General features: G+C 62.3%; 9 protein-coding genes and 1 tRNA gene. 6 read left to right on the top strand and 4 right to left on the bottom strand.

The features are described from left to right. Nucleotides 1-20: 20 nt before the first annotated feature. Genes pilD through pilB form a run of 3 tightly spaced genes read right to left on the bottom strand, consistent with a single transcriptional unit; the run spans nucleotide 21 to nucleotide 3,821 of the window. Nucleotides 21-893, bottom strand: coding sequence for a type IV prepilin peptidase/methyltransferase PilD (gene pilD / locus FFS27_RS19960; protein WP_021264129.1), 873 nt, complete (start codon nucleotides 891-893; stop codon nucleotides 21-23). Between the two features lie 3 nt (nucleotides 894-896). Continuing rightward, on the bottom strand, nucleotides 897-2,117 hold the full coding sequence (pilC, locus tag FFS27_RS19965; protein WP_023101565.1) for a type 4a pilus biogenesis protein PilC: 1,221 nt from the start codon (nucleotides 2,115-2,117) through the stop codon (nucleotides 897-899). A 3-nt stretch (nucleotides 2,118-2,120) separates the two neighbouring features. Further along, the gene (pilB, locus tag FFS27_RS19970; RefSeq protein WP_021264132.1) at nucleotides 2,121-3,821 is read right to left on the bottom strand and encodes a type IV-A pilus assembly ATPase PilB; all 1,701 of its coding nucleotides are present in this window, start codon (nucleotides 3,819-3,821) and stop codon (nucleotides 2,121-2,123) included. 231 nt (nucleotides 3,822-4,052) lie between these two features. Between pilB and FFS27_RS19975 the strand changes: the two genes are divergently transcribed. Continuing rightward, nucleotides 4,053-4,502, top strand: coding sequence for a pilin (locus FFS27_RS19975; protein WP_021264133.1), 450 nt, complete (start codon nucleotides 4,053-4,055; stop codon nucleotides 4,500-4,502). Between the two features lie 73 nt (nucleotides 4,503-4,575). Further along, nucleotides 4,576-4,651 (top strand) — tRNA-Thr (locus FFS27_RS19980). A 52-nt stretch (nucleotides 4,652-4,703) separates the two neighbouring features. Here the strand turns inward: FFS27_RS19980 and nadC are convergent. Continuing rightward, nucleotides 4,704-5,552, bottom strand: a complete 849-nt coding sequence (gene nadC / locus FFS27_RS19985) for a carboxylating nicotinate-nucleotide diphosphorylase (RefSeq protein ID WP_021264134.1) — start codon at nucleotides 5,550-5,552, stop codon at nucleotides 4,704-4,706. Nucleotides 5,553-5,837: 285 nt separating this feature from the next. On the opposite strand from nadC, the gene FFS27_RS19990 reads away from it, so the two are divergent. The 4 genes from FFS27_RS19990 to FFS27_RS20005 all read left to right on the top strand — a co-directional run. Next, nucleotides 5,838-8,093 carry a DUF1631 domain-containing protein gene (locus tag FFS27_RS19990; RefSeq protein WP_016264271.1) on the top strand — a complete coding sequence of 752 codons (2,256 nt, stop codon included), beginning with the start codon at nucleotides 5,838-5,840 and terminating at the stop codon, nucleotides 8,091-8,093. A gap of 150 nt (nucleotides 8,094-8,243) precedes the next feature. Then, complete coding sequence (gene ampD, locus FFS27_RS19995; protein ID WP_003104911.1) at nucleotides 8,244-8,810, top strand: 1,6-anhydro-N-acetylmuramyl-L-alanine amidase AmpD; 567 nt, start codon at nucleotides 8,244-8,246, stop codon at nucleotides 8,808-8,810. Beyond that, nucleotides 8,807-9,643: a regulatory signaling modulator protein AmpE gene (ampE, locus tag FFS27_RS20000; protein ID WP_003116244.1), complete on the top strand. Its 837-nt coding sequence runs from the start codon at nucleotides 8,807-8,809 to the stop codon at nucleotides 9,641-9,643. Before ampD ends, ampE begins: the two co-directional genes overlap by 4 nt. Before the next feature lie 189 nt (nucleotides 9,644-9,832). Beyond that, nucleotides 9,833-11,304: methyl-accepting chemotaxis protein (locus tag FFS27_RS20005; RefSeq protein WP_137952168.1), on the top strand; the 1,472-nt coding region annotated here is incomplete at its 3' end.

Raw genomic sequence — 11,304 nt, forward strand, 5'->3', positions numbered from 1 at the left:
GCCTAGTATCCAGGGTTGGGTCATTTGAATCCGGCGAATTGCAGATAGGTCCGGGTTATTTGATCACCCCAGAGCAAAGCAATCCACCCGGCAATCGCCAGATAGGGACCGAAGGGGATCGGCGTGCCGCTTTCGGCGTTGCGCAGGCGCAGCATGATCACCCCGAGGATCGCCCCGACCAGCGACGACAGCAGGATGGTCAGCGGCAGGATCTGCCAGCCGCCCCAGGCACCGAGCATGGCCAGCAGCTTGAAGTCGCCGTAGCCCATGCCCTCCTTGCCGGTCACCAGCTTGAACAGCCAGAACACCGACCACAGGCTCAGGTAGCCGAACACCGCGCCGAACAGCGCATCGTCGAGGCTGGCGAAGAGGCCGAAATGGTTGGCGATCAGGCCCAGCCAGAGCAGCGGCAGCACCAGCACGTCCGGCAGCAGTTGGTGATCGGCATCGATCAGGCTCATCGCCAGCAGACCCCAGGTCAGCAGGAGCATCGCGCCCGCCTGCCAGGTGAAGCCGAAATGCCAGGCGACGTAGCCGGAAAGCAGCGCGGTGGCCAGTTCCACCAGGGGGTAGCGTTTGCCGATGGTGGCCTTGCAGGACGAGCACTTGCCGCCCAGCGCCAGGTAGCTGACCAGCGGGATGTTTTCCCAGGGGCGGATCTCGTGGCCGCAGTGCGGGCACGCCGAACTCGGCAGCACCAGGTTGTAGGTCGCCTGCTTGGGTTCTGGCTCCAGCCCGAGCGCTTCGCGGGCCTCGGCCTTCCAGTTGCGCTCCATCATCTTCGGCAGGCGATGCACGACGACGTTGAGGAAGCTGCCGACCAGCAGGCCGAGGAGGATGGCGCACAAGACAAAGGCCAGCGGATGGCTGGCCAGGTAGTCGAGGAGGGGCATCAGTTATCCGACGACGTTGCCGAGTTGGAAGATCGGAAGGTACATGGCCACGATCAGACCGCCAACCAGTACGCCGAGAACGGCCATGATCATCGGTTCCATGAGCGTGGTGAGGTTGTCCACGGCGTTGTCGACTTCCTCTTCGTAGTAGCTGGCGACTTTGCTCAGCATCTCATCGAGCGAACCGGACTCCTCGCCGATGGCGGTCATCTGGATCGCCATGTTGGGAAAGACGCTGGTGGTGCGCATGGAGAAGTTGAGCTGCATGCCGGTGGAAACGTCTTGCTTGATCTTGCTGACCGCGTTCTTGAACACGATATTGCCGGTCGCTCCGGAGACGGAGTCGAGCGCATCGACCAGGGGAACACCCGCGGCGAAGGTCGTGGACAAGGTCCGTGCATAACGAGCGACCGCAGATTTGTAGACGATGCCTCCGAAAATGGGAAGTTTGAGGATCGTTCTGTCGAGTGTGTCGCGGAATTTTTTTGAGCGTTTATGCAGTTCCTTGAAGGTAAAGCCAATCACCCCCACGCCAACGATGACGGCAAGCCACCATTCCTGTAGGAACTCGGATAAATTTACGACCATTTGAGTGAAGGCAGGCAGCTCTGCGCCAAAACCTTGGAATACGGATTGGAACTGCGGGACGACCTTGATCAGAAGAATGGCGGAGACGATTAAGGCAACGATGATGACGGCGATAGGATAAGTCATCGCCTTCCTGATCTTTGCTTTTAACGATTCCGTTTTTTCCTTGTAGGTCGCGACTCTATCCAGCAAGTTTTCCAAGGCGCCCGATTGCTCGCCGGCATCGACCAGGTTGCAATAGAGTTCGTCGAAGTACTGCGGTTTCTTTCTCAGTGAGTTGGCCAGGCTGTTGCCCGAGGACACTTCCTGCTTGATCTCATCCACCAGCTTGCGCATGTTGGGATTGTCGAAGCCTTCGCCGATGATGTCGAACGATTGCAGGAGGGGAACGCCAGCACCCATCATGGTCGCCATCTGCCGGGTGAACAGGGCGATGTCCATGGGTTTGACTTTCTTGCCTGCGCCCAGCAGGGAGATACCTTTCTTGCGTACCTTGAGCGGATTGATGCCCTGCTTGCGCAGATGGGCCTTCACCAGCATGGGATTCTGCCCGGTCAGTTCGCCCTTGACCTTGGCGCCTTTCTTGTCGGTGCCCTCCCAGATGAAAACGCTGGTTTTTAACGCTTTGTCCGCCATGGATTAATCCTTGGTCACGCGGTTGACTTCCTCCAGGCTGGTGATCCCCTGCATGGCTTTCAGCAGGCCTGAGGTGCGCAGATCGTTGAAGCCTTCTTTGCGGGCTTGCTCGGCGATCTCGATGGAGTTGCCTTCCTCCATGATAATCCGCTGCAGGGCCGGGGTGTTTTTAACTACTTCATAAATACCGACACGTCCCTTGTAACCGTTCTTGCAATGGTCGCAGCCCACCGGCGAATAAAGCTTGAAGGTGCCGATCTTGTCTTCCGGGAAGCCCTCGTGAAGCAGGGTTTCCCTTGGCACCTCGTGCTCTTTCTTGCAGTGCGAACAGAGTTTTCGCGCAAGGCGCTGGGCGATGATCAGGTTCACCGAGGTCGCCAGGTTGAACGCCGGCACGCCCATGTTCAGCAACCGGGTCAGGGTCTCGGCGGCGCTGTTGGTGTGCAGGGTGGACATCACCATATGCCCGGTCTGCGCCGCCTTGATGGCGATCTCGGCGGTCTCCAGGTCGCGGATCTCGCCGACCATGATCACATCCGGGTCCTGGCGCAGGAAGGCGCGCAGCGCCTGGGAGAAGTCCATGCCCTGGCGCGGATTGACGTTGACCTGGTTGATGCCTTCCAGGTTGATCTCCACCGGGTCTTCGGCGGTGGAAATGTTGATGTCGGTGGTATTCAGGATGTTCAGGCCGGTGTATAGCGATACCGTCTTGCCCGAGCCGGTGGGGCCGGTGACCAGGATCATGCCCTGCGGCTGCTTGAGTGCGGCCAGGTAGAGTTCCTTCTGGTCCTCCTCGTAGCCGAGGGCGTCGATGCCCATCTGTGCGCTGGAGGAGTCGAGGATCCGCATCACGATCTTCTCGCCCCACAGGGTCGGCAGGGTGTTGACGCGGAAGTCGATGGACTTGGTCTTCGACACGCGCATCTTGATCCGTCCGTCCTGCGGCTTGCGTCGTTCGGAGATATCCAGGCCGGCCATCACCTTGAGTCGCGCGGAAATACGACTGGCCAACTGGATCGGCGGCTTGGCCACTTCGTGGAGCATGCCGTCGGTACGGAAGCGCACTCGGTAGATCTTCTCGTAGGGCTCGAAGTGCAGGTCGGAAGAGCCGCCCTTGATGGCATCCAGCAGCATCTTGTTGACGAAACGTACTACAGGTGCGTCGTCCGCTTCTGCGCTGGCATCCTCTTGGGTGGACTTGTCCGCGCTACCGATATCCAGTCCCTCGAGGTCGACATCGTCGAGGCCTGCGAGACCGTCGGTAGCGCTTTCGAACAGCTTGTCGATGGCCAGGCCAAGCTTGTCGTCTTCGACCAGAATCGCTTCGGTCGTCAGGCCGGTGCTGAACTGGACATCATTGATGGCCTGGTGGTTGGCGGGATCGGAGATGCCTACAAAGAGCTTGTTGCCGCGGCGCCACAAAGGGATGACCCGGTGCTGGCGGACCAGCTTTTCGCTGATGGCGTCCCGCGGAAAGCTTTCCTTGTCCAGGCTATTCAGGTCGCAGTAGGCGATACCGAACTGCTCGGCGGATAATTCGGCCAGGGCCAGGCCGCTTACCAGCTTGTTCTGCACCAGGTGCGTCACCAGCGACAGCTTGTTGCGCTGCGCCTGCGCCTGGGCCTGCAGGGCGGTCTTTTCGTCGAGTAGATTGGCTTGGACGAGCTGTCGGGACAGGCCGCTCAGTTGGATGCTGTCGTTCATGGGGAAGGAATCGCAGAAGGACTATTGAGGTGCCTTATAACGCAGATGACAGGGGCTGCCAAATCGAGGAAATCCAGCTGTCAAAAAATGTCACATCCTGTCCGTTTTAAGTTTGGCTCTCATCGAGAAAGGAGCCCAATTTCCTTGGTCGTGGCGTGGTTTGATATCTGGCATGGTAAGTGCTTGTTGAGGTACAGGCGTTAGGCCTATACATAATCAACGGAGAGATTCATGAAAGCTCAAAAAGGCTTTACTTTGATCGAACTGATGATCGTGGTTGCGATCATCGGTATCCTGGCGGCGATTGCCATTCCCCAGTACCAGAACTATGTGGCGCGTTCGGAAGGTGCTTCGGCGCTGGCGACGATCAATCCGCTGAAGACCACTGTTGAAGAGTCTCTGTCGCGTGGAATTGCTGGTACCAATATTAAAATTGGTACTGATCCATCTACTGCCACCGAAACATATGTTGGGGTTGCTGCGAATGCCAACAAGCTGGGCTTGATTGATGTAAAGATTGCTGATACTGGTGCGGGTGATATTACCTTTACCTTCCAGACTGGTACTTCTAGTCCCAAGAATGCTACTAAAGTTATCACTCTGAATCGTACTGCGGATGGGGTCTGGGCTTGTAAATCTACCCAGGATCCGATGTTCACTCCGAAAGGTTGTGATAACTAAGCTGATCGAAGGTGGCTTATTTAGCCATCTTCCGTTGTGATTGGGTTCCTCTAATGGTAGGCTCCTCCGCGCCGCCGGATTAGCTCAGTCGGTAGAGCAGCTCATTCGTAATGAGAAGGTCGGGGGTTCGATTCCTCTATCCGGCACCAGTCGCATAAAAAAGCCCCGCTTCGGCGGGGCTTTTTATTGCCTGCGATTCGTTCAGAGGGTGAGGCGCATGGACAGGTCGACGGCCCTGACATCCTTGGTCAGGGTGCCGATGGAGATGTAGTCGACGCCGGTCTCGGCGATGTTGCGCAGGGTGCCCTCGTTGATTCCGCCGGAAGCTTCCAGCTTGGCACGGCCGGCGGTGAGGGCGACGGCGGTGCGCATGTCGTCCAGGCTGAGTTCGTCGAGCATGACGATATCGGCGCCGGCCTCCAGCGCCTGGCGCAGTTCATCGAGGTTCTCCACTTCCACTTCCACCGGCTTGCCGGGCGCGATGCGCCGGGCCTCGGCGATTGCCCGGTCGATACCGCCGCAGGCGGCGATGTGGTTTTCCTTGATCAGGAAGGCATCGTAGAGGCCGATGCGGTGGTTGTGGCAACCGCCGCAGGTGACCGCGTACTTCTGCGCGAGGCGCAGGCCGGGCAGGGTCTTGCGGGTGTCGAGCAGCTTCACCGTGGTGCCGGCGACCAGGTCGGCGTAGTGCTGGCTGCGGGTGGCGGTACCGGAAAGCAGCTGGAGGAAGTTCAGCGCGCTGCGCTCGCCGGTGAGCAGGGCGCGGGCCGGGCCTTTTAGCTGGAACAGCGTCTGGTTCGGCTCGACTCGCTGGCCGTCCTCCACCTGCCAGGTCACCAGCACTCGCGGATCGACCTGGCGGAAGACCTCGTCGACCCAGGCGCGGCCCGCGATCGTCGCGTGCTCGCGGGTAATCACCCGGGCCTCGGCCTCGCGCTGTGGATCGATCAACTGAGCGGTAAGGTCGCCGCCGCCGACGTCTTCCGCCAGGGCGGTACGAACGTTGGCCTGGATTTCGCCTTGGAGGTCGGCAAGGGTGAGGTTAGGCATGGCGGGCTCCTGTACGAGATCGGGCGATTATACGGAGCGCGGCGGACGGCGTCTGTGCCTGCCTGGGCGCCGGTCGGGACGGCCGCCATTCATCGGCCTTCGCTTGTGTGAAGAGAGTCATGTCTATAGGAAAACCCTCTATCTAGATTTGAAAGTATCTCTATAATGAATGTAGATACTTGTTTTTGACGCCTGGAAATTGACGTTACGGACGACGCCAATCGATCCTCTGTGCCCGATTTTTGCCATTCCATGCGCGGCCGCGAGGGTGGCAGGAGAGTCCCGATGCAGAACGATGCCAATGTGGTGCACCTGACCAGGGTCGCTTCCGAGCCGTCGCCGAACGCCGGAGCGGGGCGCCTGCCGGTCATCCTCGTGCAGGTGCGCGACAAGGCGGCGCTGCAGCTGAAACAGGCGTTGCAGGCGTTGTTCGACAACGCCGACGACACCCTCTTCGAAATGGCCGACCGAGCCACCAGCAACCTCGAACAGAACGCTTTCTTCGAAGCCATGCGCGACCTGCGCCTCAAGCGCAAGAGTATCGAGCGGGTCTACCTGCAGAAGGTCTTCGAGGAGTTCTCGGCGCTCAACCAGGTACAGTCCGGCAAATCCGTGCCGACCCTGGATACCGTGTCCTTCGACAGCCTCAGCCTGGTACAGAACGAGGAACTGGAGGAGTCCGTCGCGGTGGACGCGATGGTGGCGCGGGTGATGAGCCGCGATGCCACCGCGCTGGCCCACCTGAGCACCCGCCTGAACACCCTGGTCGGCCGGAAGGTCGACGAGAAGAGCAATCCCCTCGCTCCGCGTCCGCTGACCGCGGCTTTCCTCGATGCCTGCCAGGGGCTCGGCGTCGAGATCAAGGTCAAGCTGATCATTCTCAAGCTGTTCGAGAAGTACGTCCTGGCCCATTGCGACCAGTTGTACGCCGAGGCCAACCAGATCCTGGTCGCTGCGGGCGTGCTGCCGGAACTCAAATCCGCACTGCCGCGGCGTCAGCCCGCTGTCCGTCCCGAAGCGGTACGCGATGCCGGGACCCTGCAGGCACAGGCTGCGCTACTCGACGGCGGCCAGCAGGAAGTCTTCGGCGCGCTGCAGGAACTGCTGGCGCAGGTCCGCGACAATCCTTCCTTCTACCGTCGCGAAACGCCTGAGAATGCCGCGCCGATTTCCAGCAACGACCTGATGCGCCTGCTTTCTCACCTGCAACAGCACTTGCCGGGCCCTGGCGCCGCGGAGTTCGACGTCCGCGACGGGGTCGACCAACTGCTCCAGCGGGTCAGCCACAAGAGCGGCCGTTCTCGGGTGGTCGGCCAGGTGGACGATGACGTCATCAACCTGGTGTCGATGCTGTTCGAGTTCATTCTCGACGACCGCACCCTGCCTGATTCGCTGAAGGCCCTGATCGGTCGGATGCAGATCCCGATGCTCAAGGTGGCCCTGCTCGACAAGACCTTCTTCAGCCGCGGTAGCCATCCGGCACGTCGCCTGCTCAACGAGATCGCATCCGCGTCGCTGGGCTGGGCCGAACACAATGATGCCCGGCGCGACAGCCTGTACCAGAAGATCGAACAGGTCGTGATGCGGCTGTTGAACGACTTCGTCGACGACCCGGCGATCTTTGCCGAGTTGCTGGAGGACTTCATTGCCTTCACCGGCGACGAGCGCCGCCGCAGCGAGCTCCTCGAGCAGCGCACCCGCGACGCCGAGGAAGGCCGCGCCAAGGCCGAACTGGCTCGTCAGGACGTGGAGCAGGTGCTGAACCAGCGACTGCTCGGCAAGGTCCTGCCGGAGGTGGTGGTGCGTCTGCTGCGGGATGCCTGGAGCAAGGTGATGCTGCTGATCTGCCTCAAGCATGGCAAGGCTTCGGCCGAGTGGCGGGAGGCCCTGGATACCATGGACGAGCTGATCTGGAGCGTCGGCCCGCATGATGATCCGCTGTCCCGCCAACAGTTGCTGGAGCGCGTGCCAGGCCTGCTCAAGGCGCTGCGCGAGGGATTGGCCAGCGCAGCCTTCGATCCGTTTTCCACCGGAGAATTCTTCAGCCAGCTGGAAACCCTGCATGTCCAGGGCCTGCAGCGCGACAAGCGCGGCGAGGCGGCGGTCGCGGACAGCCCCCTGCTCGACGAAGCGACCCCGGGCACGGCCGCGGAAAAGCCCCGAGCGCCGGTCATGCTGCGGGTGGTCGAGGAAATCGTCCTGACCTCGCCGGACGCCGCCCCGGCGCCTGTCGAGAGCGAAGTGCGCCTGCCGGACAACGACGAGGCACTGCTGCGGGTCGATGCGCTGCGTGTCGGCAGTTGGGTGGAGATCCAGGAGGACGCCGAGCACAAGCTGCGCTGCAAGCTGGCGGCAGTGATCCGGCCCACCGGTCGCTACATCTTCGTCAATCGCACCGGGATGAAGGTCCTGGAAAAGACCCGCATGGGCCTGGCGGTGGAGTTTCGCCGGCAGGCGGTACGCCTGCTGGACGATGCCTTGCTGTTCGACCGGGCCCTGGAGTCGGTGATCGGCAACCTGCGGCGCCTCAAGGGCGCCTAGCCGCTTCTCGAGGACCCGGCGGATGCCGGGTCTTTTCGTTCTTGCGGGTAATACCTTTCCTCGACGCATGTCGAAGCGGCCGATCCAGAGCCCGCCTGATCGTCATTCCGGCGCCGCTGGATTAGAGTGGGGGCTCGTTCAGGAGCCCGTATGCATTTCGATTCCGTTACCGGCTGGGTCCGTGGCGTCCGCCACTGCCCTTCACCGAATTTCAACCTGCGTCCGCAAGGGGACGCGGTGTCGCTGCTGGTCATCCACAATATCAGCCTGCCGCCGGGACAGTTCGGCACCGGCAAGGTCCAGGCGTTCTTCCAGAATCGCCTGGACCCGAACGAACATCCCTATTTCGAGGAGATCCGCCACCTGACGGTTTCCGCGCATTTCCTCATCGAACGCGACGGCGCCATCACCCAGTTCGTCTCCTGTCACGACCGCGCCTGGCATGCCGGGGTTTCCTGCTTCGACGGTCGCGAGGCGTGCAACGACTTCTCCCTTGGCATCGAACTGGAGGGGACCGACACGGAACCGTACACGGACGCGCAGTACACTGCCCTGGCCGGGCTGACGCGGCTGTTGCGCGCGGCCTTCCCGGCGATCACCCCGGAACGCATCCAGGGCCACTGCGATATCGCCCCGGAGCGCAAGACCGATCCCGGCGAGGCTTTCGACTGGTCGCGCTACCGCGCCGGATTGACCTATTCCAAGGAGGAAACATGACGTTCCTGGTGTTGCTGCTGGCCCTTGCGCTGGAGAAGTTCTCCGGCTGGCGCCGGCGTATCCAGCGCGATGGCGCCTGGCTCGCCTGGCTGAGCCTGGTCGAGGACCTGCCCTCGGTGTCCCGCCGCTCCTGGCTGGGGCTGCTGCTCGCGGTAGTCCTGCCGTTGCTGCCGCTGGCCCTGCTGCTGACATTGCTGCAGCCGCTGGCCTATGGCTGGCTGAGTCTTCCGCTGCATCTTCTGGTGGTGGTCTACAGTCTCGGCCGCGGCGACGTCATGGCCGACCTCGGGCCGTTCCGCGACGCCTGGCGGCGCGAGGAGGCCCAGGCTGCCTTCCATGTCGCCGAACGCGATCTGGGGATCCTGGGCGGCAGCGAGAGCGAACTGATCGGCCGGGTGCACGGCCATCTGCTCTGGCAGGGCTACCAGAGCTTCTTCGCAGTGATCTTCTGGTATGCCTTGCTCGGCCCGGTGGCGGCCCTGGCCTATCGCCTGCTGGCACTGGCGCTGGAGCACGCCCGCCAGCCGGCGTTGCGCGAACAGGCGGCGCGCGTCCGGCATATCCTCGACTGGTTGCCGGTGCGTGCGCTGGTGCTGAGCTTCGCCCTGGTCGGCAACTTCCTCGCGGTTATCCGCGTGCTGCTGCACTGGCTGCTGGCCTGGGACATCTCGGCGGCCGCGCTGCTGGGCAAGGCCGGACGGGTCGCCAGCGATGTCGAAGCGGTCGAACTGGGTGCCGCCGGCGTCGCCAGCCTGGATGCGCTCTGGCAATTGCTGGTGCGTGCGGCCGTGCTCTGGTACGCCGTGTTCGCCTTCTGCGCGCTGTTCCTCTGAGCGTAGCGACGGGGAATCCGCTTGCGATTCCCCGTTAACCTTAAGTTACAGAACACCAGGCCGATATCGGGTACACAGGTGAACGTGTCCGCATGATTTCGAAAGGCCATTACCGAGCGGACTCCGTGCGTCAATGTCGCCACGCGGCGGCATCTCTCAGAACGATAAGAACAATCAGGAGACGTCTGGGTGAAGACCGTACTCTATCCCGCTATCGCGCTGATGAACCGGCTCAGCTTCGGCATGAAGTTCGGCCTGATCAGCGTGCTGTTCTTCCTGCCGCTGCTGATCACCAGCTTCTATCTGGTGCGCGATGCCTATCGCCAGTTCAGCGACACCCGGATCGAACTGCAGAGCTTGACGCTGCTGGGTAGCGGACTTCAGATCCGGCGTGGCCTGGAGTCCCTCAACGATCTGTTGCAGATCAATGCGGTCATCGGCCAGTCCGGCAAGGCCGGCGATCTGGAAGCGCGCATCGCGGACGTCCAGAAGGGGCTGCGCGGGCGGCTCGAGGCGCTGGCGCCGCTCAGCGAGGATGGTGCGGCGGTAGCCGAATTCGAGGCCCAGCGCGACCGGTTGCTCAACGGCTTGCAGGCCGTGGAGGCCGAAGGGTCCCTGCAGGGCAAGGGCGCACGGGCGGAGAAGCTGCTCGGTAGCGCACAGGTATTCATCAAGTTGCTCATCGCCCAGGCCGGGCTCAGCCAGGACAGCCAGCGCCAGGTGCGCCAGCTCAGCGAGCTGGTCGGCTCGATAACGCCGGAGGTGACGGCGGCCATCAGCAAGGGGCGCGCCATCGGCGCCTACTCCCTGGGCCAGGGTTTCCTCAATTCGTCCTCCAGCGCGCGGCTCGACGAACTGCTGCTGGAGTTCGAGAAACTGCATGGCGAGTACGGCCTGAAGCTGCAGGAGTCCCTGGCCGGCAGCCCACCGGCGCTCGAGGAGGCCGCCCAGGCCAGTCGCGAGACCCTGAAGAGCCTGGGGCAGTTGTTCGAGGACCGGGTGATCGTGGCCGAGACGCTGGATACCCCGTGGACGCAGTTCTACGATCAGGTCAGCGCGGCGATGGACAAGACCTACCAGCTCGACGACGCCGTTCTCGGCTATCTCGATACCCAGTTGCAAAAGCGCCTGCAACAGGTGCGCACGCAGATGCTGTTGCTAGTCGCCGCGCTGGCCGTGGTTTTCGCCGCGATCCTATACCTCTACGGCGGTTTCTACGTTTCCACCCGCGCCACCCTGAAGGATCTCGGGCGAATGATGGAGCGCGTCGCCGGCGGCGACATGACGGTCAGCTTCCAGGCCCGCAGCCGTGACGAACTGGGCGAGCTGGGACAATCGTTCAACGAATCGGTGGCGAAGATCCACGACCTGATCGAGCGGGTCAGCCAGACCGTCGGCGAGGTCGAGCGGCAGACCCTGCGCGTCGAGTCGGTGTCGGCCGAAAGCAACCAGGCGGTAGCCGGGCAACGCAGCCAGATCGAGCAGGTGGCCACGGCGATGAACCAGATGGCCGCTACCGCCCAGGAAGTGGCACGCAGCGCGGCGATGGCGGTGAGCAGCGCGAACAGCGTGAACCAGGAAACCCTCAGCGGGCGCAGCCTGGTCGAGTCGCAGGTGGGTAGCATCCAGCGCCTGGCCGGCGAGATCGACCAGTCGGTGGC

The sequence above is a fragment of the Pseudomonas sp. 2VD genome (assembly GCF_005503585.1).
Taxonomy (GTDB): domain Bacteria; phylum Pseudomonadota; class Gammaproteobacteria; order Pseudomonadales; family Pseudomonadaceae; genus Pseudomonas; species Pseudomonas aeruginosa.

What these genes read in the sequence shown, in the direction of transcription:
- pilC (WP_023101565.1), bottom strand. Translation starts at nt 2,117, where the DNA reads ATGGCGGACAAAGCGTTAAAAACCAGCGTTTTCATCTGGGAGGGCACC.
- pilB (WP_021264132.1), bottom strand. Translation starts at nt 3,821, where the DNA reads ATGAACGACAGCATCCAACTGAGCGGCCTGTCCCGACAGCTCGTCCAA.
- FFS27_RS19975 (WP_021264133.1), top strand. Translation starts at nt 4,053, where the DNA reads ATGAAAGCTCAAAAAGGCTTTACTTTGATCGAACTGATGATCGTGGTT.
- nadC (WP_021264134.1), bottom strand. Translation starts at nt 5,552, where the DNA reads ATGCCTAACCTCACCCTTGCCGACCTCCAAGGCGAAATCCAGGCCAAC.
- ampE (WP_003116244.1), top strand. Translation starts at nt 8,807, where the DNA reads ATGACGTTCCTGGTGTTGCTGCTGGCCCTTGCGCTGGAGAAGTTCTCC.
- FFS27_RS19990 (WP_016264271.1), top strand. Translation starts at nt 5,838, where the DNA reads ATGCAGAACGATGCCAATGTGGTGCACCTGACCAGGGTCGCTTCCGAG.
- ampD (WP_003104911.1), top strand. Translation starts at nt 8,244, where the DNA reads ATGCATTTCGATTCCGTTACCGGCTGGGTCCGTGGCGTCCGCCACTGC.
- pilD (WP_021264129.1), bottom strand. Translation starts at nt 893, where the DNA reads ATGCCCCTCCTCGACTACCTGGCCAGCCATCCGCTGGCCTTTGTCTTG.